This window comes from Methylobacterium sp. R2-1 (assembly GCF_014191355.1).
In the GTDB taxonomy this organism is placed as follows: domain Bacteria; phylum Pseudomonadota; class Alphaproteobacteria; order Rhizobiales; family Beijerinckiaceae; genus Methylobacterium.
Map to the genome: position 1 here is coordinate 307,168 of NZ_JACHWM010000001.1, position 22,241 is coordinate 329,408.

The following is a 22,241-nucleotide window of genomic DNA, read 5'->3' on the forward strand; positions in this document are numbered from 1 at the left end:
ACCGACGCCGCCCGGGACGACCCGCGCCAAGTGCATCCTGCGGTCGACCAGCGGAGGCGGACGCCGTTCTCATATGAAACCTGCCGGGAAGCACAGAACGGTCGCGGAGGCCGAGCCGGCCGATGCGAGCCGCGAGGCTGAGGCCGGATCGAAGCCGACTTCGAAGCGCGGGCGTTATGCCTGGATCGGCACGGCGGCGAGCCTCGTGCTCATCCTCGCCTCGCTCGGCGTCCTTTGGAAGCTCTCGAGCGAGATCAGCTGGGCCGAGCTGCGAACGGCCTTCACCGCCGTTGCCGCGGGTCGGCTCGGAGAAGCCTTCCTGTTCGTGGCGGTCAGCTATCTGTTCCTAACCTGTTACGACGCGCTTGCCCTGCGCCAGCTCCGGCTCAAGATGCCCTACCGCATCACGGCGCTCGCCTCGTTCACGAGCTACGCCGTGAGCTTCACCCTCGGCTTCCCGCTCATCACCGCGGCGACGATCCGATACTGGATCTACTCGAAGCGCGGGCTGTCCGCGGCCAAGATCGCCGCGCTGACGGTGATCGCCGGCTTCACCTTCTGGCTCGGAATGGGGGTGGTGCTGGGCTTCAGCCTCATCATCGAGGCGGGCCAACTCGCGAGCCTCACCTTCCAGAGCATTGGCGTCAACACGACCGCGCGGCTCAACCAGGTTCTCGGTTTCGGCACGCTCGGCCTCGTGCTCGGCTACTTCGCCTGGGTCTCGGTGAAGCGTCGCTACATCAAGGTCCGCCACTGGCAGCTTGAACTGCCGGGGGCCACGGTCTCGTTCAGCCAGATGGTGGTCGGCATCGGCGATGTCTGCGCGGCGGCGGCCGTGCTCTACATGCTGATGCCGGAGGGGATGAACCTCGCCTTCACGACGTTCCTGGCGATCTACGTGCTCGCCGCCATGCTCGGCATCGCCTCCAACGCGCCGGGCGGCATCGGCGTGTTCGAGGCCACCATCCTGCTCGCCCTGTCCTACCTGCCCCGCGAAGCGGTATTGGGATCGCTGCTGCTGTTCCGGGTCTGCTACTATCTCGTTCCCTTCGTCCTCGCCCTGCTGATGCTCGGCGTCTACGAGGGGGCTCAGCGGCTGCGCCGGCGCCGGGCGGCGAACGATCCGTGACCCGGCCAGTCTCCTAGAGCGGCATGTCCACGAATCCGGCCCGCCCGATGTGGCTCGGCGTGACCATCGCCGTGGCCGTGATCGTTTTCGCGGAGGCAGTCGGCGGCACCGTCGATGCCGCCTTGATGATATCGGCCAGCCTCGCGCTCCTCATCGGCGGATTGCTCGGGCGCGGTGGGCAGGTTGCGATCGTCCCACCTTCCCAAATCGATGTGCCTCGGCGCCACGCCATTGCCGAGGCGTTGCTCGCCAACATCCCCGACCCCGTCATCCTGGTCGATCGCCGCGTGGTGGTGATTGAGGCCAATCCGGCCGCACGGCGGCTCCTGCCGGGTCTGAAGCTGCGCCACCCGCTTTCCTTTTCGCTGCGCGCGCCCGACGTCCTCGACGGCATCGAGGAGGTCCTGCGCACGGGCGCACCCGTAAGGACCGAGTACGCCACCCGTGTGCCGACCGAACGCGCCTTCGAGGTGCAGATCGGCGCGCTTCCGCTTCCCGACATGCCCAGCGGCGGCGAGGCCAACGTCGTGCTGTTCCTGCGCGACCTCACCGAGGCGCGTCGGCTGGAGGCGATGCGGGTCGATTTCGTCGCCAATGCGAGCCACGAACTGCGCACGCCGCTCGCGGCCCTCCTTGGCTTCATCGAGACCCTTCAGGGGCCGGCCAGGGACGATCTCCGCGCGCGCGAACAGTTCCTCGGCATCATGCGCACCCAGGCCCAGCGCATGACCGGCCTCATCGACGACCTGCTCTCGCTTTCGCGCATCGAACTGCACGAGCACGTCGTGCCGACCCGCATCGTCGATCTCGGCCGCATCGCCCGGCAGATGGTCGATATGCAGGCGCCGCTCGCCCAGGAGCGCGGCGTCACGTTGAGCGTCGAGCGACCCGAAGGGCCGCTTCCCGTGCTCGGTGACCGGGACGAACTGCTGCGAGTTGTCGAGAATCTCGTCGAGAACGCGGTGAAGTATGGCGGCAGCGGCGGCGTGGTGGTCGTCTCGCTCCATCGCGTCGAGGTGGCCAACGGGCGCGGGGCGCGGATCGAGCTTCGGGTGCGCGACGAGGGGCCGGGGATTGCCGCCGAGCATATCCCGCGGCTCACCGAGCGCTTCTACCGGGTCGATACGGCGTCGAGCCGCCAGCAAGGCGGGACGGGCCTCGGGCTCGCCATCGTCAAGCACACTCTTAACCGCCACCGCGGCAAGCTCGTGATCGAAAGCGAGCCGGGACGTGGAACCCTGGTGCGGGTCAGCCTGCCGGAGCATCGGCCGGACGCGGCCGACCAGGCGTCGCTGGAGCCTCCGGCAGGGGAATAAGGCTGCCCGCTCTAGGTGGACCAGGGAACGGCACCTTCCCGGACCGGTTGCATGAAGGCCCACCCTGCGGACCCGTCGTCCCGGTCGTCGACAGCATCGCTCATGAACGGCGCTTCGCCCGCGATCTGCGCGAACTTTACCAGCTCCTGCGAGGAGGAGTGCTGCAAAAGAGCGCTGTAATGAGGCCAAGCTCTTGACCTTCCCACGATGGGAAGGCCCATCTGAGGCGGCATGGAACCTCTGCTCAAACGCCCGACCATGCCGCTCGCCTCCGCTGATTCCGCGGCGCGGATCCGTCTAACCCTACCCGTGGAGGGCATGAGCTGTGCCTCCTGCGTCGGTCGTGTCGAGCGGGCGCTCGCCGCTTTGCCCGGTGTGACCGATGTCTCCGTCAACCTCGTCACCGGCCGCGCCAGCTTCGAATTGCCTGAGGACATTCCGCCATCGCGGGCGGTCGAGGCGATCCGTGATGCGGGCTACGACGTTCCGGAATCCGTCACCGCCGTCACCGTCGAGGGAATGACCTGTGCGTCATGCGTCGGGCGCGTCGAGCGCGCCCTTCTGGCGCTGCCCGGTGCGACGTCGGCGAGCGTCAATCTCGCCACCGGCCGGGCCGAGCTGCGCCACGCCGCCGGTGCCGTCTCGGTGAGCGATGTCGAGGCGGCTGTGCGCCGGGCCGGCTACGAGCCGCATCGGCTCGACGCGGCCCAAGTTGCCTCTCCCGACGACAGGCAGGAGCGGGAGGCGGGCGGTCTCCGCCGCGACCTGATTCTCGCGGCCGTGCTGTCGAGCCCTGTCGTCGTGCTCGATATGGGTGGCCACTTGCTGCCGCGCTTCCACCATGCCGTGACGGGCGTGCTCGGCGGCGCCGGTTATGCCTGGCTGCAGGCGGTGCTCGCGACATTGGTGCTGGCCGGGCCCGGCCGCCGCTTCTTCCGGATCGGTGTGCCGAACCTGCTGCGCGGTCATCCCGACATGAACGCGCTCGTCGCCCTCGGCGCCGGTGCGGCCTACCTCTTCTCGCTCGTCTCGACCGCCGTCCCGTGGTGGCTGCCGGACGGGTCCGCGCATCTCTACTTCGAGGCGAGCGTTCTCATCGTAACGCTGATCCTGCTCGGGCGCACCCTGGAGGCCCGCGCCAGGGGACGGGCCGGAGCGGCGATCGCCCGGCTGATCGACCTCTCGCCCAAGACGGCACGGCTGGTCGAGGGCTCGAACGAGCGCGAGGTGCCGGCCTCGGACCTCCGGATCGGAGACCGGGTGCGGGTGCGCCCCGGCGAGCGCGTGCCGGCGGATGGCACGGTCGCATCCGGTGCCTCCTTCATCGACGAGAGCATGATCACCGGCGAGCCGGTGCCGGTGGAGAAGGGGAGGGGCAGCCGCGTCGTCGGCGGTACCCTCAACACCACCGGTAGCTTCGACCTCACCGTGGACCGTACCGGCGCCGACACCGCGCTGGCGCGGATCGTGCGGATGGTCGAGGAGGCGCAGGGGGGCAAGCTGCCGATCCAGGCGCTGGTGGATCGGGTGACGCTGCGGTTCGTGCCCGCCGTGATCGCCATCGCCGTGCTGACCTTCCTCGCATGGCTCGTCCTCGGGCCCGCGCCGGCCCTCGGCCACGCCCTGGTCGCGGCGATCTCGGTGCTCATCATCGCCTGCCCCTGCGCCATGGGGCTGGCGACGCCGGTCTCGATCATGGTCGGCACCGGCCGGGCGGCGGAGCGGGGCGTTCTGTTCCGCCAGGGTGGCGCGCTCCAATCCCTGCGGGATGCCCGTGTCATCGCCCTCGACAAGACCGGCACCCTCACGGAGGGCCACCCCCGCCTGACCGATCTCGTCACCGCGCCCGGCTTCGCCGAGGAGAGTGTGCTGGCCCTGGCGGGCGCTGTCGAGGCGCGCTCGGAGCATCCGGTGGCTCGCGCCATTGCCGCGGCGGCGCGGGAAGCCGGAGCGCTGCCCGAGGCCGAAGCCTTCGAGGCGGTGCCAGGCCACGGCGCCTCGGCCCGAATTGAGGGGCGGGCGGTGGCGCTCGGCAACCGGCGGTACATGGAACGGCTCGGGATCACCACCGGTGCACTCGAGAGCGAGGCGGCTCGGCTGGCTCAAGAGGGGAAGAGCCCGATCTTCGCTGCCATCGACGGCCGTTTGGCGGCCCTCGTCGCGGTGGCCGATCCGATCAAGCCGGAGGCTCGGACGTCGCTGGAAGCCCTGCGTGCCCGCGGTCTTACCGTGGCGATGCTGACGGGCGACGCCCGCGCCACGGCCGAGGCCGTCGCCCGCACGCTCGGCATCACCGAGGTCGAGGCCGAGGTTCTGCCCGAGGGCAAGGTGGCCGCGCTGCGCCGCCTGCGCGAGGCTCACGGACCGGTCGCCTTCGTCGGCGACGGGATCAACGACGCGCCCGCTCTGGCCGAGGCCGATATCGGCATCGCCATCGGCACGGGCACCGACATCGCCGTGGAAAGTGCCGACGTGGTGCTGATGTCCGGTGCGCTCGGTGGGTTGGTCGAGGCTGTGGTCCTGTCGCGGGCGACGCTCGCGAACATCCGCCAGAACCTGTTCTGGGCGTTTGCCTACAATGCGGCGCTGATTCCGGTCGCGGCCGGTGTGCTCGCGGCCTTCGGTGGGCCGCAACTCTCGCCGGTGCTCGCAGCCGGGGCGATGGCGCTTTCCAGTGTCTTCGTCGTCGGCAACGCGTTGCGCCTCAGGTGGGCAGGAGCCGTCACGTGAGCGCACCGTCCGTCACCATCGGCGAGGCATCCCGAGCCACCGGCGTCTCGGCCAAGATGATCCGTTATTACGAGGAGACGGGTCTGCTCGGCCCAGCGGAACGGACCGCTTCCGGCTACCGCGTCTACAGCGAGGGCGACCTGCACGCCCTGCGCTTCGTGCGCCGCGCCCGCGATCTGGGCTTCTCGATGCGGGAGATCGCCGATCTGCTGGCTCTCTGGCATGATCGATCCCGCGCCAGCGCGGCAGTCAAGGCGGTGGCGCTCGACCATGTGGCCGATCTGCGCCGCCGCATCGGCGAGTTGGAGGCGATGGCCCGCAGCCTCGAACATCTGGCCGAGCGCTGCTGCGGTGACGACCGTCCGGACTGTCCGATCCTCGACGATCTGGCGGGAGGAGCGGAAATCCGGTGAGGCTTGGCCCGAGAGCGGCCGCTCGAAGCGGCGAGAGCAGCTTCGCGGAGCGAAAGCCTGAGCCCGCGGAGATGGGCGCCGGCGACTGGGGCGAGGAAGAATGCAAGGGCGGTCGCTTTCGAGCGATCGCCCTGAGGCTTGGCCGTTGACCCACGGTTGGCCTTCTGCTTGCTGGAGCCCTCCGGAAAGGTTGGATCCATGCCTGTCATCGACCGCATCGCCGATCTCTCGGAGGAGATCACCGCTTGGCGGCACGATCTTCATGCCCATCCCGAGCTTCAGTACGACGTCCATCGCACCGCCGGTTTCGTGGCGGACAAGCTGCGCGCCTTCGGCTGCGACGAGGTCGTCACCGGCATCGGCCGCACCGGAGTCGTCGGGGTGATCCGCGGGCGGGCGCATGGCTCGAACCGGGCGATCGGACTGCGCGCGGACATGGACGCCCTGCCGATTCAGGAGATCCGCGACCTTCCCTACCGCTCGACCGTGCCGGGCAAGATGCACGCCTGCGGCCATGACGGGCATACCGCCATGCTGCTCGGCGCCGCCAAGTACCTCGCCGAGACCCGTGACTTCGACGGGCGCGCCGTGCTGATCTTCCAGCCGGCGGAAGAGGGCGGCGGCGGCGGCGAGGCGATGGTTCAGGACGGGATGATGGAGCGATTCGGCGTCGAGGCTGTCTACGGCCTGCACAACATTCCGGGTCAACCACTCGGCACCTTCGCGATCCGTCCCGGCCCGATCATGGCCTGCACCGACCGCTTCACGATCCTGATCGAGGGGAGGGGCGGGCACGCGGCCCTGCCGCAGGCGGCGGTCGATACGGTGCTGGTCGCGAGCCATATCGTCGTCGCCCTGCAATCCATCGTCGCCCGCAACATCGATCCGCTCGATCCCGCGGTCGTTTCCGTCTGCGCGGTCGAGGCAGGCGAGGCGTTCAACGTGCTGCCACAGACGGCGGAGTTGCGCGGCACCATGCGGGCGCTCACTCCCGCCGTCCGCGACCTGATGCGCACGCGTCTCGCCGCGATCGCAGAGAACGTCGCCGCGGCCTTCGGCGCGCGGGCGAGCGTCGATTTCGCGAGCGGCTACCCGGCGACCGAGAACCACCCGGCCGAGACTGATTTCATGGCTGGCATCGCCGCGCAGGTCGTCGGTGAGGAACATGTGGAGCGGGACGTGGCACCAATGATGGCGGCCGAGGACTTTTCCTACATGCTCGCCCACCGGCCGGGCGCCTACATCTTCATGGGCAACGGTCCCACCGCCGGCCTCCACCACCCGGAATACGACTTCAACGACGCCGCCATTCCGTACGGCGCCTCCCTCTGGGCACGGATCATCGAGACGGCGTTGCCGGCGCGGGAGTGATCCAACGCTGCAAGCAGACGCGCATAGAAAAAGGCCCGCCGCTCCTTTCGGGCGACGGGCTTCGATCAAGCTTCAGTCACGTCGGCTCTGCCTTTCCGAAGACCATCAGCGCCTCCGGCCGAGCCTTCGTTCAGTTTCTCTGCGGCGCCGTCCCACCGAGATGGAACACGCGGTGCGGCACCAGTTCGCCGCGCTCCACGTCGCCGACGGCCACGAGCACGCCGCCGCAGGTCGCGTAGGCCTTGCCACCCACCGGTGCGTCGTGCCCGCGCAGGATCACCGGCTGACCCCGCATGAGCCGAAGCCCCATGTCGCGGCTGACCGCAACCGAGGGGATTTCTTCCAGAGCCGTCTCGACCGGGTGGAGGTGCATCTCCGTGCTCTCTTCCAGGGCAGCAACGCTGCAGGCGGCCGCCTCCTCGAACGGGCCGACGCGCGTGCGGCGCAAGGCCGAGACGTGGCCGAAGCAGCCGAGCATCCGCCCGAGATCGCGGGCGAGCGCGCGAACGTAGGTACCCTTGCCGCACTCGGCGGCGATGACGGTGCGATCCCCGTGATGCTCAATGACGGAAAGGTGGTCGATGCGCACCGCGCGGGCCACCAATTCGACCACCTCACCGTCGCGGGCGAGGTCGTAGGCGCGCTCGCCCTGGATCTTGATGGCGGAGAAGCGCGGCGGTACCTGCTCGATCTCGCCGACGAACGACGGAAGTGCGGCCTCGATCGCCTCACGGGTCGGCCGATTCTCGGACGTCTCGACCGGGCGTCCCTCGGCGTCGTCGGTGTCGGTCTCGACGCCCCAGGTTACCTCGAAGCGGTAGGCCTTGCGGCCGTCCATCACGAACGGGACCGTCTTCGTCGCTTCGCCCAACGCGATCGGCAGGATGCCCGAGGCCAGCGGATCGAGCGTGCCGGCATGGCCCGCCTTCTTGGCATTGAACAGGCGCTTCACCACCGCCACAGCCTGGGTCGAGGTGATGCCGACGCCCTTGTCGAGCACCACCCAGCCGCTCACGTCGTTCTTCTTCGGGCGGTCATGCCGCGGCCGGCCACGCTGGGGACGGCGCCCGCCCCGCGGCGGCCCGTCCCGGCGCATGTCGCCGCGCGGTCCCTGCGGCGCATCGCTCGCGCGTTCGGAAGAAATCTCGTCCTGCATCCTGTCCTCAATCGACGGGTTTTTTGAGGGACTTGTCCCGTCATGGGGCCACCAAGCGGCCCGATGGGCTAAGGGCGACACCATTGTGGCCGCCCGGATGAACATCAATCGCGCGAGGGCGAATCCGGTTCGGCCTCGCCGTCCTCGCCAGGGGCACTTTCCAGATCCCGCTGGACCTTCTCGCTCCTCAGGAGCTGGTCGATGCGGGCCGCCTCGTCGAAGGTCTCGTCGCGGCGGAAGCGCAGTTCGGGCGCGTATTTCAGGTTCACCCGCCGGGCCACTTCCTGGCGGAGGACCTTCTTGTGCCGGTCAAGCGCGGCGATCACCGGCGCCTCGTCCTGGCCACCGAGCGGCATGACGTAAGCGGTGGCGAGCTTGAGGTCCGGCGACATGCGTACCTCGGGCACGGTGATGACGTGCGAGCCGAGCACCGGATCCTGAATGTCACCACGCTGCAGCACTTCGGCCAGAGCGTGGCGAATGAGTTCGGCCACGCGCTGCTGGCGCTGCGAGGGACCGGAGGGAGTCTGCTTTTGGGCCATCGGCTGATCGACGTCGCTGAACCGTCAGGCTGGTGCCTGGAAACAAAGGGGGCCGCAGCTTTCGCCGCGGCCCCGCTTAGGAAGAGCGGTAGGGGGAGGGCCGCTCAGAGCGTGCGCTTGATTTCCTCGACGTTGAAGCACTCGATGAAATCGCCCACTCGCATGTCTTGGTAGTTCTGGAAGGACATGCCGCACTCGTAGCCGGCAGTCACTTCCTTGGCGTCGTCCTTGAGGCGCTTGAGCTGGGACAGCTTGCCCTCGTGGATCACCACATCGTTGCGCAGCAGGCGGACATGGGCGCCGCGCTGGACCACGCCCTCCATGACGCGGCAACCGGCGATCTTGCCGACCTTCGACACGTCGAAGATCTGCAGGATCTGTGCCTCGCCGAGACGCTCCTCGCGCAGCGTCGGCGGCAGCATGCCCGACAGCGTGGCTTTGATGTCGTCCACGAGGTCGTAGATGATGCTGTAGTAGCGGATCTCGGTACCGTCCCGCTCGGCCGCGTTGCGGGCTTCCTTGTGGGCGCGCACGTTGAAGCCGATCACCACCGCCTTCGAGGCGTTGGCGAGGGTGATGTCCGACTCGGTGATGCCGCCAACGCCCGAGAGCAGGATGCGGACGCCCACCTCGTCGTTGCCGAGCGCGGTGAGTGCGCCGACGATGGCCTCGACCGAACCCTGCACGTCGCCCTTGATGACGACCGGCAGCTCCTTGCGGCCGGCGCCTTCCTTGGCCTCGCGCATCATGTCGACGAGCGAGCGGTTGGCACCGCCGGTGCGGGCATTCAGACGCTCGCGCTTGATGCGGGCACGATACTCGGTGACCTCGCGGGCACGGGCCTCGTTCGGTACCACGATCACGCGGTCGCCAGCGTCCGGCGTGCCGTTGAAGCCGAGCACCTCCACCGGCACCGACGGGCCGGCATAGGGAATGTGCTTGCCGGTGTCGTCGATGAGGGCGCGAATGCGGCCCCACTCGGCGCCGGCGACGATGATGTCGCCGGTGAACAGCGTGCCGCGCTGAACGAGCACCGTCGCAACCGGGCCGCGGCCGCGGTCGAGCTGGGCCTCGATGACTGTGCCCTCGCCGTCGCGCTTCTCGTTGGCGCGCAGGTTCATGATCTCGGCCTGGAGCTGCAGGCCCTCGAGAAGCTCCGGCAGACCGTCGCCGGTCTTCGCCGACACCTCGAATTCGAGGGTTTCGCCGCCCATCGATTCGACCTGGATGTCGTGTTGGAGCAGCTCTGTGCGCACCCGCTGCGGATTCGCATCCGGCTTGTCGATCTTGTTGATGGCAATGATCATCGGGACGCCCGCCGCCTTGGCGTGCTGAATCGCCTCGACGGTCTGGGGCATCACGCCGTCATCGGCCGCCACCACGATCACGACGATGTCCGTCACCTTGGCGCCGCGGGCGCGCATGGAGGTGAAGGCCGCGTGGCCGGGGGTGTCGATGAAGGTGATGAGGTCGCCCGACGGCGATGCCACCTGGTAGGCGCCGATGTGCTGAGTGATGCCACCCGCCTCGCCTTCGACCACGTTGGCCGCGCGGATCGCGTCGAGCAGCGAGGTCTTGCCGTGGTCGACGTGACCCATGATCGTCACGACCGGGGGACGCGGCTCCAGATCCTCCTCCAGATCCGGCTCGTCGGAGGTCAGGCCCTCTTCGACGTCCGACTCGGCGACGCGGCGGACCGTATGGCCGAGTTCCTCTGCGATCAGCTGCGCCGTATCCGAGTCGATCACATCGGTGATCTTGTGGATCTGGCCCTGCTTCATCAGCAAGCGGATGACGTCCACCGCTCGCTCCGACATGCGGTTGGCGAGTTCCTGGATCGTGATGGTCTCTGGAATAATCACGTCGCGGGCGATCTTCTCCTTGGCTTCCTCGTGCCGGTGGCCGCTCATCCGCTGCTGGCGGCGGCGGAAGGAGGCAACGGAGCGCGTGCGCTCGTCTTCACCGGACGTCGCGTTGGCGATGGTGAGACGGCCACGGTTACGGTCGCCGCCCGGCGACTTCGGCGTCTTGGGCGGCGTGATGATCTTCAGCGGCATGCCGGGACGGCGGATCACCCGCTTGGTGTCCGACTCCTCCTCGGCCGCAGCAGCGCCTGGTCGAGCGGCGGGACGGGCCGCGGCGCCCGCAGGGCGGGCCGCGGTCGTCGGGCTCGGTGCCTTCTCCGGTTCCGGAGCGGGCGCCGGACGGGCCATGAAGTTGAGGTCGCGTGGCTTCTTCACGTCCGCGGTGATGGTGCGGCGCGGTTCGGCGAGCGGTTGAGGAGCCGGCGGGCGGGCGGCCGTCGACGCGGGGCGCGCTCCGGTCACTCCCGGACGCGCACCGGATGCGGCCGGACGCTGCGGCGCGGCGCTCGGGCGAGCCGCAGCCGGCGTCGGACGGGCAACCGGGGCAGGCGCCGGCGCGGCGGTCGGTGCAGCGTCCGAAGCCTGAGCCGGCGCAGCGGACACTTCCGCCGGTGCTTCGGGTGCCGGTGCGGTCGCGGCGCGAGCAGCTTCCTCCTCGGCGGCGCGACGACGCGAGTCCTCGGCAGCCTTGCGGCGGAGTTCGTCCTCCTGACGGCGACGCTCCTCTTCCTCGCGGCGGCGCGCCTCGGCGGCCTCGCGCTCGCGGCGTTCGGCTTCTTCGCGGTCGCGGCGGGCCTTCACCTCAGCCTCGGCACGGGCGCGAGCCTCGGCTTCGCGGCGCTGGGCATCGGCCAGGGCGGCAGCGCGGGCATCGCGCTCCTGCTCGCTCAGAGTCCGCAGCACGACGCCGGATGCACTGCGGCCGGCCGGGCGGGCTGGCGCAGCCGGTGCAGGTGCTACGGATGCAGGGCGCGGTGGAGGCGCGGCAGCAGGCTCACGGGGCGCGACCGTTCCGGGGGCGGCGCCGATCGTGCGCCGCTTCACCGTCTCGACCACGACGGACTTCGACCGCCCGTGGGAGAAGCTCTGACGGACCGTCCCCTGCTCGACCGGACGCTTCAGCGTCAACGGCTTCGAGGGGGCTCTGGTCTGCGTCTTGTCACCCGGATTATTCGTATCGCTCATTCAGTCTGAACCCTGAGGGCTTCCATCGTCCCATCGGCCGGCGGCGGGCATGCCCGGCCGATCGTCATTTCATGTCGTCGTCGTGCGAATCGACGGTGGTCGCGCCAGCTGAGAGCGGGGCGTCCTCCTCGGACGCCGACGCCATACCCTCGAAGGTGCGGAACCGACGCCAACGCGCGAGATAGCCGGTTGTGCCGGCTCCCGCGATGAGGGCAGCGTGTATCACATGATCCCGGCCCAATGCCATGTCCAATTCGATGTTGGATAGGTCATCGACAACGGGAATAGCCGATATGGCATCGCCATAGCGGCGCCGCAAGGCAGCGGCGAGCTTGCGCCGGCCGTCCGGGGCGGCATCGCTGGCGTGAATCAGCGCCGCGACCCCCTCGGCGCCGAGGATCGCCGACTCGACTTTGCCGAAGCCGGTAACGACGCAACCCGCCTTTTTGGCCAGCGCCAGTGCCTGGCGCAGATCCGTGCGCAGACCCTCCGCCACTTGATCGGCGAGGTCGGGTGCGGCTTTCACCTCACCGGTCTTGAAGGCACGGTGGAAGGCACGGCGCTTCACGGCCGCCTCGACCGTGGCGCGCGTAGCCGTGACCCAGGCGCCGCGGCCCGGTAGACGGGCGCGCAGGTCCGGTACCACCGCGCCATCCGGTCCCAGCACGAAGCGGATCATCGCCGCGGGCGATTGCGCGGTCCGGGTGACGATGCAGGTGCGCACGGGCTCCCGGCCACGGCCGGGGCCGCGGTCGAGCTCCGGGTCTGTCCCGGCTGCCTCACCCTGCGCAATCATATCCTGCACCGTCCCGTACGCTCCTGGCTCAGGCCTGCTGCGGCTCGGCCGCGACGCTCTCAGTCGGCTCGTCTTCAGCCGCTTCGCCGTCAGCCGTCTCATCCTCGGCTGCCTCACCCTCGGGCTCTGGCAGCGAGTCGATCCAGCCGGCCTTCAGGCGGGCCGCCATGATCAGGGCCTCGGCCTCGGCCCGCGACAGCTCGAAGCCGTCGAGATAGCCGGCGTGGCGCACGGCCTCCGGGCCGCGGCCTTCGGTGTAGCCGACGAGATCGTCGGTCGCGCAGCCGGCGAGGTCTTCGACCGTCTTCACCTCGTTCTCGCCGAGCGCCACCATGATCGCGGTGGTGATGCCGTCGATCTCGCGCAGTTCGTCCTCGACACCGAGTTCGCGGCGGCGGTCGTCCTGCTCCTGCTCGATGCGGGCGAGATAATCCTGAGCGCGGGCCTGGATCTCGGCGCCGGTCTCCTCGTCGAGGCCCTGGATGTTGGAGAGTTCGGTCACATCGACGAAGGCGATCTCCTCGACGTTGCGGAAGCCTTCGGCGGCCAGCAACTGGCCGACGGTCTCGTCCACGTCGAGGGCTTCCATGAAGACCTGGGTACGCTCGGCGAACTCCTTCTGGCGCCGCTCCGATTCCTCGGCCTCGGTCAGGATGTCGATGTCCCAACCGGTGAGCTGAGAGGCCAGCCGCACGTTCTGGCCGCGGCGGCCGATCGCTAGAGAGAGCTGGTCGTCGGGCACGACCACCTCGATGCGGTCGGCCTCCTCGTCGAGCACCACCTTCACCACTTCGGCCGGCTGCAGCGCGTTGACGATGAAGGTCGCCTGATCTTCCGACCACGGAATGATGTCGATCTTCTCGCCCTGAAGCTCGCCGACCACCGCCTGGACGCGGGAACCGCGCATACCGACGCAGGCACCGACCGGGTCGATCGAGGAATCGCGCGAGATCACGGCGATCTTGGCGCGCGAGCCCGGATCGCGGGCGACCGCCTTCACCTCGACGATGCCGTCGTAGATCTCCGGCACTTCCTGACCGAACAGCTTCGCCATGAACTGCGGGTGCGAACGCGACAGGAAGATCTGCGGGCCGCGCACCTCGGAGCGCACGTCGAACAGGTAGGCGCGAATGCGGTCGCCGGGGCGGAAGGTCTCGCGCGGGATCATCTCGTCGCGGCGGACGATGCCCTCGCCGCGGCCGAGATCGACGATGACGTTGCCGTACTCGACGCGCTTGACCACGCCGTTGAGGATCTCGCCGATGCGGTCCTTGTACTCGTCGTATTGGCGGGCGCGCTCGGCGTCGCGCACCTTCTGCACGATGACCTGCTTGGCCGACTGCGCGGCGACGCGGCCGAAATCGAAGGGCGGCAAGGTGTCGGAGATCACGTCGCCGACCAGCGCGCCCGGGTTGTAGCGGCGGGCCTGATCGAGGGTGATCTCGCGGGCATCGTTCTCGACCTGATCGACCACGAGCAGGTGGCGCGACAGGCGCAGCGCTCCGCTCTTCGGGTCGATCTCGGCGTGAACGTCGGTCTCGGCGCCGTAGCGGGAGCGGGCGGCCTTTGCGATCGCCTCTTCCATCGCCTCGATGACGATCTGGCGGTCGATCACCTTCTCGCGGGCCACCGCGTCGGCGATCTGCAGGAGTTCGAGCCGGTTGGCGCTGACGACGGCCATGGGGTCTGGTCCTTCCTTCGGTCGTGTCTTCCGCTGCGGGAGCGGGCTTTCTCTCAGGGGCGTCTGCATCGCGACGGGGCCGGAAGCGGTCGTCTGACGCGATGCTGCGGGATCAGTGAAGTGTGTCGCGATTCTTGAGGCGGGCGGCCTTGGTGACGATGCCGCCGCCGGGCTTGGGCTTCTTCGCCTTCACCGGCTTGTCGGTCTTCTTGTCCGCCTTGGGCTTGGGCCGTTTCGGCTGCGGGATGAAGCGAACCTGCGGAACCTCGTCCTCGGCATCCTCGCTCTCTTCCTCCTCGACCCCGTCGCCGTCCTGCGGCGGGGCGCCGCCGCGGCGCAGCGACTCGCGAATCAGGTCGTCGGTGAGAACCAGATGCGCCTCCCCGAGATCGCGCAGAGGCAGGTCGATGCGGCTCGGTAGTTCCGGCTTCACGTCGGGCAAGTCGATCGGCACCGTGGCGCCGTCCGCGCTCGGTACGCCGAGGATGCCGCGGAAGCGCTTGCGCCCGTCGAGCGGCACGGCGAGTTCCACCTTCGCCTCATAGCCGACCCAGCGCTCGAAGTCGGAGACGCGCACCAGCGGACGGTCGATGCCGGGCGAAGAGACTTCGAGGTAGTAGGCGCCGCCGACCGGATCCTCCAGGTCGAGGATCGGCGAGATCGCACGACTCACCGTCTCGCACTCGTCGACGCCCATCGTGCCGTCGGGCCGCTCGGCCATGATCTGCACGGTGCAGCCGTTGGTGTTCGAGATCTTCACCCGAACCAGGCGGAAGCCGAGGCCCTCGATCGGTCCCTCGACGATCTGGGCGACGCGCGCGGCGACGCCGGTCTCGCTGACAAGACGCTTCTCGGTGGGCTCCGCCATGCTGTCGTTTTCCGAAAGTCTCGATCGGGGGTTAAGCTTGGCAAATCCGGTTCAGGAGGCGCTTGCGGAAATAAAAAAGAGCGGACCCCGGGGGGCCCACTCCCGCAAGCAGCCTATCGACTGCACCAGAAATGTTGAGCCGTGACTTAACCCCGGCGCGCGGCGAATTCAAGCGCCTCGACGCGCCGTCCCCGGCCGCCGGCGACGCGATCCGGCCATCTCGGGGTGCAACCACCGGCTCGACGGCCTCTCGACCTATCCGTTCTCGATCTTCGGTGGTGATTGGATCGGCCGCTTCGCGGATGAACTGAGTTTTCCGTACCAGGGCGATACCACGATCTGCAACGACGTCCGGCTCGGGTTCCGCAGCACCATCATGCCGGGCGTCACCGTCGGCGACGGGGCCGTCGCGGCCGATGTCCCACCCTACGCGATCGTGGCCGGCAATCCGGCCCGGGTGGTGCGCCGCCGATTCTCGGAGAACAATGCGGCCCGCCTTCAGCGGATCGCCTGGTGAGACTGGCCGGTGGAGCGCATCACTGCTCACCTGCCGCTGATCGGTGGCGGCGACAGCCTTCCGTTCAAATAGAAACGCCGCCCCGGAGTGGGGCGGCGCCTTAGAGAGTTTGGCGGTGGCGGGCGTTAGGCCGCCTTCTTGGCCTTGCTCAAGAGCTTGCGGTTCACCAGCACCTCGGCGATCTGCACCGCGTTGAGCGCCGCGCCCTTGCGCAGGTTGTCCGAGACGCACCAGAAATTCAGGCCGTTCTCGACAGTCGCGTCCTCGCGGATGCGGGAGATGTAGGTGGCATCCTCGCCCGCCGCCTCGTGCGGGGTCATGTAGCCGCCGTTCTCGCGCTTATCGATCACCAGAACGCCCGGCGCCGAGCGAAGGATCTCGGTTGCCTGCTCCGGCGAGAGCGGGCGCTCGAACTCAACATTGACCGCCTCGGCATGGCCGATGAAGACCGGCACGCGCACCGCGGTCGCCGTGAGCTTGATCTTGGGATCGAGCATCTTCTTGGTCTCGGCGACCATCTTCCACTCTTCCTTCGTGTAGCCGTCCTCCATGAACACATCGATGTGCGGGATGACGTTGAAGGCGATGCGCTTGGTGAACTTCTTCGTGACCACCTCGCCGGCGGTGAAGACGGCGCGGGTCTGGCTGAACAGCTCGTCCATGGCGTCCTTACCGGCGCCGGACACGGACTGATAGGTCGAGACAACGACGCGCTTGATGGTGGCCGCCTCGTGAAGCGGTTTGAGCGCGACGACGAGCTGCGCGGTCGAGCAGTTCGGGTTGGCGATGATGTTGCGCTTGGTGAAGCCCACCACCGCGTCGGCATTCACCTCCGGCACGATCAGCGGCACGTCGGCGTCGTAGCGGAATGCGGACGAGTTATCGATCACCACGCAGCCCTGCTGGCCGATGCGCGGGCTCCACTCCTTGGATGCCTCGCCGCCCGCCGACATCAGGCAGATGTCGGTGTCGGAGAAATCGTAGGTGTCGAGCGTTTTGACCTTCAGAATCTTGTCGCCGAAGGAGACTTCCTGGCCCAGGCTACGGCTGGAGGCCAGAGCCACGACCTCGTCGGCCGGAAAGGCGCGCTCGGCCAGAATGTCGAGCATCTCGCGGCCCACATTGCCCGTGGCTCCGACGACGGCGACCTTATAACCCATCTCACCAAACTCCGCTGTGCGGGCGGGATGCAAGCCGGCCCGCCTCTTCCCGTGGCCGGCGGACGCACCGCGCGAGCCCTTCGTTCGGGAAGATCCCATAGGCTGAAGAACCCGCCCCGATTCGGTCTCGAGGTGGGCTCGTCAGGCGCCGGGAGCAAGATGCCCGCCGCGCCCACCTGTCAAGAGGTGCTTGCAGGCCGGGAGGCCGCCGGTGGGACGGCGTGAGGCCATCGACGGCCGATTCACCATAGGGTGAGAATTCCGAGGATGGGCAGCGTCCGCGCAACCGGCTGGTGGCGGGCGGCAGGGCAGAGGTCGACGAACGGCGAGGGCTTTTGAAGCCCCGCGGACCCGACGAAGGCCTGCGCATGCTCCCCCAACCGGACGACGCCCTCGACAAACTCGACGATCTTCACACTCTGCCGTCCCACCGGCCTCACCGCCGCACCGGGCTGGCGGCCAAGCTCGCACTGAGTGCTGCCCTGATCGCCGGCCTTTCCCTCGCCGCCCGCGATCGGGCCGCCGCTCCCGAGCCGCAGCGTGCCTGGAGCGAGCCGCCGCGGCCTGCCGAGAGCGCGCGGCGGGCCGTCGCCGCGACGGAGCCACTTCTGACCCTGCGCGAGGACGCGGCCGAGCTCGCGCCGCAGATCGAGCCGACCCGCTGGAATTCCGGCAACGGACAGCGCGAGGACAGTGTGAGCCGAGGCGCATTCGACCTCATTGAGGCACCCTATTTCCTTGTGACCGCCACCGATGCGGGCGGCCGGATCGAGCCCGGCTCCAGCCTCTTCGTCACCCTAGTGCGGCGGGCAGCGGATGGGCGCGGCCTGGCGGTCCTCCGAACCGGTGAGCGCGGCGTCGTGGCGACCCGTCTCGGCGGCTTCGAGACCGTCGAGACGACACTCTCGGCCATGGGAAAGCGGAGCTGCCTTGGCTTCCGCAGCCTCGACCTCAAGGCCGTGGCCATCGATGGATGGCTGTGCGGCATCCTTGGGCAGACGCCTGAGCCGCGGGCCGTGGCCTGCGCCATCGACCGGATCACGTTGGCGGGACGCGTGACGGCGACGCTCGGAACCGACCTTCCGGACGGAGCGAGCGCTTGCCGGACGGAGGAGGCCGCTGCGGCGGGACCGAGTGACAGCACCGGTTCGATCTCAGTCGCCGAGGAAACGCAGCCGCCGAGAAACAATGCGGCAAAATCACGGCGAAAATAACGAAGCGCGGCCATATTTCGGGAACAACAGCCACGCCAGAACGTCTACTCTGCAACAAGCGGGATTCTTAACGAACGGCCCGTACCACAGGCTCTCACTCCACAAGGTACGCCATGCGCTTTTCCAAGCTTGCCCTGCTGGGCGCCATGACCCTCACCGCGATCGGCTTCGGAACCACTGCCGAGGCGCAGGGCCCGTATGGCAATCCCGGTTACGTGCGCGTGAGCCAGCCGCTGCCGATCCGCATCCGCCCGCGCTCCTGGCTCGATGCCGGCAACGTGGTCGAGCCAGGCAATGGCTCGGTGTCGAACCCGGCCACCAACCCGGCCTTCATCGCCGCCTCGAACGCGCTCCTGCCGCCCTACGGCCCCACCGACCGTTACGGTCGCGGTGTGCTGCCCGATCCGATCACCAACGGCCCGTTCATCGGCGCGCGCTCGACGGCGATCCGCAACGTCGACTTCTCGGCCGTCGACGCGATCGATCCGACCTCCTACGTCGCCCGCTACGGCAACCCGTACCGGTAAGATCTCTCGCCCATCGGCGGATGGAAATGGGCCCTTCGGGGCCCGTTTTCGTGTGTGCGTGAGCCGTTCAGGTCTTGAGCACCGGCTCGGCCACATCCCCCGCGCCCCGCTCGGCGAGGTAGTGAGGCTGGAACAGGCACATGCGCACCGCGTCGCGGTAGCGGCCGTTGACGAAGAACTCGTCTCTTAAAATGCCTTCGGGACGGAAGCCGCAGCTCTCGTAGATGCCGGCCGCGCGTTTGTTGTCCTTGTCCACGTGCAGATAGAGCTTGTGGATGTTGAGCACCTTGAAGGCATAATCGATGGCGATGCGGGTCGCGCGCTTGGCGTAGCCCTTCCCCTGATGGTCGGGATGGATCGCGATCTGAAACTCGCAGCGACGATGCAGGTGGTTGATCTCCACCAACTCCACCATGCCCGCCGGCTCACCGCGCTCCGTGGCAATGATGAAACGTCGCTCGGTCTGGTTGTGGATGTTGCGCTCGTAGAGCTGCGCCAGCTCGGCGAAGGACTCGTACGCCTCCTCGAACCAGTAGCGCATGATGCTGTCGTTGTTGTTGAGCTGATGCACGAAGAGGAGGTCTTCGCGCTCCAGCGGTCGCAATTTGATGCTCATGTCCGCACTCGGGCCAGGGCTGATTGAGGTTGGCCCCAGGGCCTACTCCCACACCGACCAAGACGGAATGATGAAAGCCGGCTTCAAACCAGGCGGAGCCGGATCTCCTCCTCCGCCAGGGCATGGGCAGCCGCCTCGTCGAGACCGTCGAGCGGACCGCGGAAGCGCAGGGCCCGGGTCGGCTCGTCGATCCGCATCACCAGCACGACGGTTTCGACGTCCGGACAGCCTGGATCGGTGCAGGCGATCTCGTTGACGGAAAGTGCGTCCGCGTCACTCAGTTTCAGCGCCGGTCGCAGCACGGCCTTCGCCCGCGCCGCCGCCTCCGCCAAGCCGGCTGAGCGGGCACGCCAATCCTTCAGGCTGATGAACCCCATCGGGATCAGGCTGCCGCCCGGCGCCAGACCGGGAAGGGATCGGGCAGGTCGCGATAGGCGTCCGGATCGAAGCGCCGGACCCCGGCCGGGCCGACGAGGCAGGCATCGAGCGCGGCGGTAATGGCGCCGCGGTCCATGCCGCGGCCGATGAAGACGAGTTCCTGGCGCCGGTCGCCCCAGACTTCGCTCCAGACCGTGTGAAGGCGCTCGCGAAACACCTCTTCCTCCGGCCAGCGCTGGCGCGGCACCGCCGCCCACCAGAACCCCATCGCCCCGATATGCGCGACGGCACCGGCCAGCGAGAATTCACCGACCCATTCGGGGCGTGTCGCGAGCCAGAAATGGCCCTTCGCCCGGATCAGGCCCGGCCATGTCGTGTTGGCGAAGGCCTGGAACTTCTGCGGGTCGAACGGCCGGCGCGCCCTGTAGACGAAGGAGCCGATGCCGTATTCCTCGGTCTCCGGCACGTGCTCGTGCGCGCCGTAGAGCTCTTTGAACCACAGCGGGTGCTCCTGCGCCTTCTCCTCGTCGAACAGACCGGTATCGAAGATCGCCTCCGACGGCACCCGGCCGTGCGAGGCTTCAATGATGCGCGCATCCGCGTTCAGCCCGCGCACCACCGAGCGGACGAGGTCGAGTGTTTCCGCGGATACGTCACGGGCCTTGTTGATCACCACGACGTCGGCGAATTCGATCTGCTCCACCAGGAGATCGACCAGGGTGCGGGTGTCCTTTGCGCCCGCCGTCTCACCGCGCTGGCGCAGGAAATCGTTCGAGCCGTAATCCTTCAGGAGGTTCATCGCATCGACCACGGTCACCATCGTGTCGAGCCGGGCGACGTCGCTGAGCGCCGCGCCAGCCTCGTCGCGGAAGGAAAAGGTGCTCGCCACCGGAAGCGGCTCGGCGATGCCGGTGCCTTCGATCAGCAGGTAGTCGAAGCGTCGCTCGGCAGCGAGGCGGCGGACCTCGGCGAGCAGGTCGTCGCGCAGAGTGCAGCAGATGCAGCCGTTGGTCATCTCGACCAGCCGCTCGTCCGTGCGCGATAGACCCGCGCCGCCATCGCGGATGAGAGCGGCGTCGATGTTCACCTCGCTCATATCGTTGACGATCACCGCGACGCGCCGGCCCTCACGGTTGTTGAGGACATGGTTGAGCAGCGTCGTCTTACCCGCGCCGAGGAAGCCGGACAGCACGGTGACGGGGAGGCGGGCGTCGGCGTGAGGCATGGTGTCCAGAGGCTTGCACTGAATATGTTACTATATAACGTTTCATTTTTGCGGCGAGGTCAAGCCTCGGCGGCGGAAAAGACGGTCGACTCGTTGACCGACTCGAAGGAAAAGGCCGAGGCAGGTTCAGGCTGATCGAACGGCGCTCGCGGCGCGTGACCGATGTGATTCTCCATCGGTTACAAGCACGCGATCGGGTATCGGGGAGGAGTGACGGGTGCGACCCTGGCGCGAGGGACCGGGAGACCGGCGCAGCTACCATCACGGCAACCTCAAGGAGGCCTTGATCGAGGCCGCACGCCGCTTCATCGCCGAGCGCGGCATCGGCGGCTTCACCCTGGTCGATGCGGCCCGGCTGGTTGGCGTCACGCCTGCGGCGCTCTACCGCCATTTCCGCGGTCGGGAGGCGTTGCTGGAGGAGGTCGCGGGCCGCGGATTCGCTGATCTCGCCGACCGGTTGGCGCGGGCGCTGACAGGACGCGGCACGCCGTTGGAGCGCTTCACCCGTATGGGGGAGGCTTATCTCGCCTTCGCCGAGGAGGAGCCCGGTTATTACGCGGCGATCTTCGAGGTGCGTGGTCAGGCAGTGCCCGCTCCGGCCTCCGGCCGGCCAAATCCTTTCGACCTGCTGGTCGAGGCGCTGCGCTCGACCTTTCCCGACGGCTTCGACGGCGTCGATCCGCGCTTCCTCGCGCTGGAGGTCTGGGCCCTTTCGCACGGCATCGCCACGCTCTCGGCGGCCGGCCAATTGCCGAAGCCCGGCCCCGACAAGTACGAATTGCTGCGAGCGGGCGTTCTGGCGCTCGTTCACGGAGCCGGCGGACGGCCACGGGAAAAGCCGTGAACCTCAGCCCTTGAAACAGCCGAGGCGGCCCCGCATGTGAATGTTGTTCACATTCACACCCCGGAGCCCTCAGCCGTGAACACGTCCTCCACCTCTCCCTGGTCCTGCGGCACGTCTCGCCGGAGCGGCCCTTTTCCCAAGCGTTCGCTTGAAATCGGCGCGATCGTCGTCGCTTTCGTTTATTGGTGGCCGGTGGCCGTCGCCTACGTCGCCTGGAAGATCGCGGGCTATCCTGCGCTCGGCCAGATGAAGGAGTTCGCCAACAGCGGTAGCTTCAGCTTCGCCGGCGGCGATGGCCGGTCGCGCTTCGCCCGCGCTTTCGAGGCGGCCAAGGGATATTCCGGCACCGGCGCCGCCTCCGGCAACTGGGCCTTCGAAGAGTATCGCCGGGCCGAACTGGAGCGCCTGGAGGCACGCCGCCGCGCCCTTCAGGAAGAGAGTCAGGCTTTCGCCGAGTTCGTCGAGGAGCTGAAGCGGGCCAAGGACCGCGAGCAGTTCGATGCCTTCATGGCCAAGCGCCGCTCGGAAGGTGGTGGCCCGACCATCGAGGCCTGATCCACGCACTCCCAACGAAAACCTAGATCTCAGGAAGGGCTCCTCACCGGTACCGGTGAGGAGCCCTTCGCGTATCGTCCGGGTGTTAGGTGTGCAGTGCAGCGATTCCGTCACACCAAGCGGTTGCCGCGCGCCGCTGACGCCTTAACTGCC

20 protein-coding genes are annotated in these 22,241 nt (G+C 68.3%); 10 read left to right on the plus strand and 10 right to left on the minus strand.

The genetic code is table 11. The features are described from left to right. The first annotated feature begins 73 nt into the window (after window positions 1–73). From FHU13_RS01665 to FHU13_RS01685, 5 genes are all read left to right on the plus strand, one after another. Complete coding sequence (locus tag FHU13_RS01665) at window positions 74–1,129, plus strand: lysylphosphatidylglycerol synthase domain-containing protein (RefSeq protein WP_183434117.1); 1,056 nt, start codon at window positions 74–76, stop codon at window positions 1,127–1,129. A gap of 23 nt (window positions 1,130–1,152) precedes the next feature. Further along, a complete protein-coding gene (locus FHU13_RS01670) occupies window positions 1,153–2,445 on the plus strand; it encodes an ATP-binding protein (RefSeq protein WP_183434118.1) in 1,293 nt (430 codons plus the stop codon). Window positions 2,446–2,676: 231 nt separating this feature from the next. Next, window positions 2,677–5,175 carry a heavy metal translocating P-type ATPase gene (locus FHU13_RS01675; protein WP_183434119.1) on the plus strand — a complete coding sequence of 833 codons (2,499 nt, stop codon included), beginning with the start codon at window positions 2,677–2,679 and terminating at the stop codon, window positions 5,173–5,175. Further along, window positions 5,172–5,588, plus strand: a complete 417-nt coding sequence (gene cueR / locus FHU13_RS01680) for a Cu(I)-responsive transcriptional regulator (protein ID WP_183434120.1) — start codon at window positions 5,172–5,174, stop codon at window positions 5,586–5,588. Before FHU13_RS01675 ends, cueR begins: the two co-directional genes overlap by 4 nt. Window positions 5,589–5,786: 198 nt before the next feature. Next, window positions 5,787–6,959 carry a M20 aminoacylase family protein gene (locus FHU13_RS01685; RefSeq protein WP_183434121.1) on the plus strand — a complete coding sequence of 391 codons (1,173 nt, stop codon included), beginning with the start codon at window positions 5,787–5,789 and terminating at the stop codon, window positions 6,957–6,959. A 130-nt stretch (window positions 6,960–7,089) separates the two neighbouring features. On the opposite strand, the gene truB is transcribed toward FHU13_RS01685, so the two are convergent. The 6 genes from truB to rimP all read right to left on the minus strand — a co-directional run bounded on the left by truB (window position 7,090) and on the right by rimP (window position 15,052). Next, window positions 7,090–8,115: a tRNA pseudouridine(55) synthase TruB gene (truB, locus tag FHU13_RS01690; protein WP_183434122.1), complete on the minus strand. Its 1,026-nt coding sequence runs from the start codon at window positions 8,113–8,115 to the stop codon at window positions 7,090–7,092. 104 nt (window positions 8,116–8,219) lie between these two features. Further along, a complete protein-coding gene (gene rbfA, locus FHU13_RS01695) occupies window positions 8,220–8,657 on the minus strand; it encodes a 30S ribosome-binding factor RbfA (protein ID WP_183434123.1) in 438 nt (145 codons plus the stop codon). Window positions 8,658–8,761: 104 nt separating this feature from the next. Further along, complete coding sequence (infB, locus tag FHU13_RS01700) at window positions 8,762–11,707, minus strand: translation initiation factor IF-2 (RefSeq protein WP_183434124.1); 2,946 nt, start codon at window positions 11,705–11,707, stop codon at window positions 8,762–8,764. A gap of 64 nt (window positions 11,708–11,771) precedes the next feature. Then, the gene (locus tag FHU13_RS01705; protein WP_183434295.1) at window positions 11,772–12,503 is read right to left on the minus strand and encodes an RNA-binding protein; all 732 of its coding nucleotides are present in this window, start codon (window positions 12,501–12,503) and stop codon (window positions 11,772–11,774) included. Between the two features lie 28 nt (window positions 12,504–12,531). Beyond that, on the minus strand, window positions 12,532–14,184 hold the full coding sequence (gene nusA / locus FHU13_RS01710) for a transcription termination factor NusA (RefSeq protein ID WP_183434125.1): 1,653 nt from the start codon (window positions 14,182–14,184) through the stop codon (window positions 12,532–12,534). 112 nt (window positions 14,185–14,296) lie between these two features. Beyond that, on the minus strand, window positions 14,297–15,052 hold the full coding sequence (gene rimP / locus FHU13_RS01715; protein WP_183434126.1) for a ribosome maturation factor RimP: 756 nt from the start codon (window positions 15,050–15,052) through the stop codon (window positions 14,297–14,299). Between the two features lie 376 nt (window positions 15,053–15,428). Between rimP and FHU13_RS27470 the strand changes: the two genes are divergently transcribed. Then, on the plus strand, window positions 15,429–15,569 hold the full coding sequence (locus FHU13_RS27470) for a hypothetical protein (protein WP_246714438.1): 141 nt from the start codon (window positions 15,429–15,431) through the stop codon (window positions 15,567–15,569). Between the two features lie 125 nt (window positions 15,570–15,694). Here FHU13_RS27470 and FHU13_RS01725 read toward each other — a convergent pair whose 3' ends face one another. After that, a complete protein-coding gene (locus FHU13_RS01725) occupies window positions 15,695–16,729 on the minus strand; it encodes an aspartate-semialdehyde dehydrogenase (protein WP_183434127.1) in 1,035 nt (344 codons plus the stop codon). 368 nt (window positions 16,730–17,097) lie between these two features. Between FHU13_RS01725 and FHU13_RS01730 the strand changes: the two genes are divergently transcribed. After that, window positions 17,098–17,943: a hypothetical protein gene (locus FHU13_RS01730; protein ID WP_183434128.1), complete on the plus strand. Its 846-nt coding sequence runs from the start codon at window positions 17,098–17,100 to the stop codon at window positions 17,941–17,943. A gap of 113 nt (window positions 17,944–18,056) precedes the next feature. Then, complete coding sequence (locus FHU13_RS01735; protein WP_183434129.1) at window positions 18,057–18,470, plus strand: hypothetical protein; 414 nt, start codon at window positions 18,057–18,059, stop codon at window positions 18,468–18,470. Window positions 18,471–18,537: 67 nt separating this feature from the next. On the opposite strand, the gene speG is transcribed toward FHU13_RS01735, so the two are convergent. The 3 genes from speG to zigA form a co-directional block, all read right to left on the minus strand. Then, window positions 18,538–19,086 carry a spermidine N1-acetyltransferase gene (gene speG, locus FHU13_RS01740; protein ID WP_003598947.1) on the minus strand — a complete coding sequence of 183 codons (549 nt, stop codon included), beginning with the start codon at window positions 19,084–19,086 and terminating at the stop codon, window positions 18,538–18,540. 83 nt (window positions 19,087–19,169) lie between these two features. Then, window positions 19,170–19,463 (minus strand): hypothetical protein, encoded by a 294-nt coding sequence (locus FHU13_RS01745; RefSeq protein WP_183434130.1) that lies wholly within the window; start codon window positions 19,461–19,463, stop codon window positions 19,170–19,172. 5 nt (window positions 19,464–19,468) lie between these two features. Beyond that, window positions 19,469–20,689, minus strand: a complete 1,221-nt coding sequence (gene zigA / locus FHU13_RS01750) for a zinc metallochaperone GTPase ZigA (protein WP_183434131.1) — start codon at window positions 20,687–20,689, stop codon at window positions 19,469–19,471. Window positions 20,690–20,906: 217 nt separating this feature from the next. On the opposite strand from zigA, the gene FHU13_RS01755 reads away from it, so the two are divergent. Continuing rightward, entirely contained in the window at window positions 20,907–21,533 is a 627-nt protein-coding gene (locus tag FHU13_RS01755) for a TetR/AcrR family transcriptional regulator (protein ID WP_183434132.1), read from the plus strand. Window positions 21,534–21,608: 75 nt separating this feature from the next. Beyond that, window positions 21,609–22,088: a DUF2852 domain-containing protein gene (locus tag FHU13_RS01760; protein ID WP_183434133.1), complete on the plus strand. Its 480-nt coding sequence runs from the start codon at window positions 21,609–21,611 to the stop codon at window positions 22,086–22,088. Window positions 22,089–22,241: the final 153 nt, after the last annotated feature.

Excerpts from the sequence above, each read along its gene's own strand:
- FHU13_RS01725 (WP_183434127.1), bottom strand. The coding sequence starts at position 16,729 with ATGGGTTATAAGGTCGCCGTCGTCGGAGCCACGGGCAATGTGGGCCGC.
- rimP (WP_183434126.1), bottom strand. The coding sequence starts at position 15,052 with ATGGCGGAGCCCACCGAGAAGCGTCTTGTCAGCGAGACCGGCGTCGCC.
- FHU13_RS01730 (WP_183434128.1), top strand. The coding sequence starts at position 17,098 with ATGCTCCCCCAACCGGACGACGCCCTCGACAAACTCGACGATCTTCAC.
- FHU13_RS01685 (WP_183434121.1), top strand. The coding sequence starts at position 5,787 with ATGCCTGTCATCGACCGCATCGCCGATCTCTCGGAGGAGATCACCGCT.
- nusA (WP_183434125.1), bottom strand. The coding sequence starts at position 14,184 with ATGGCCGTCGTCAGCGCCAACCGGCTCGAACTCCTGCAGATCGCCGAC.
- infB (WP_183434124.1), bottom strand. The coding sequence starts at position 11,707 with ATGAGCGATACGAATAATCCGGGTGACAAGACGCAGACCAGAGCCCCC.
- FHU13_RS01675 (WP_183434119.1), top strand. The coding sequence starts at position 2,677 with ATGGAACCTCTGCTCAAACGCCCGACCATGCCGCTCGCCTCCGCTGAT.
- truB (WP_183434122.1), bottom strand. The coding sequence starts at position 8,115 with ATGCAGGACGAGATTTCTTCCGAACGCGCGAGCGATGCGCCGCAGGGA.
- FHU13_RS01670 (WP_183434118.1), top strand. The coding sequence starts at position 1,153 with ATGTCCACGAATCCGGCCCGCCCGATGTGGCTCGGCGTGACCATCGCC.
- speG (WP_003598947.1), bottom strand. The coding sequence starts at position 19,086 with ATGAGCATCAAATTGCGACCGCTGGAGCGCGAAGACCTCCTCTTCGTG.
- zigA (WP_183434131.1), bottom strand. The coding sequence starts at position 20,689 with ATGCCTCACGCCGACGCCCGCCTCCCCGTCACCGTGCTGTCCGGCTTC.
- FHU13_RS01745 (WP_183434130.1), bottom strand. The coding sequence starts at position 19,463 with ATGGGGTTCATCAGCCTGAAGGATTGGCGTGCCCGCTCAGCCGGCTTG.
- FHU13_RS27470 (WP_246714438.1), top strand. The coding sequence starts at position 15,429 with ATGCCGGGCGTCACCGTCGGCGACGGGGCCGTCGCGGCCGATGTCCCA.
- FHU13_RS01665 (WP_183434117.1), top strand. The coding sequence starts at position 74 with ATGAAACCTGCCGGGAAGCACAGAACGGTCGCGGAGGCCGAGCCGGCC.
- FHU13_RS01735 (WP_183434129.1), top strand. The coding sequence starts at position 18,057 with ATGCGCTTTTCCAAGCTTGCCCTGCTGGGCGCCATGACCCTCACCGCG.
- rbfA (WP_183434123.1), bottom strand. The coding sequence starts at position 8,657 with ATGGCCCAAAAGCAGACTCCCTCCGGTCCCTCGCAGCGCCAGCAGCGC.
- FHU13_RS01705 (WP_183434295.1), bottom strand. The coding sequence starts at position 12,503 with ATGATTGCGCAGGGTGAGGCAGCCGGGACAGACCCGGAGCTCGACCGC.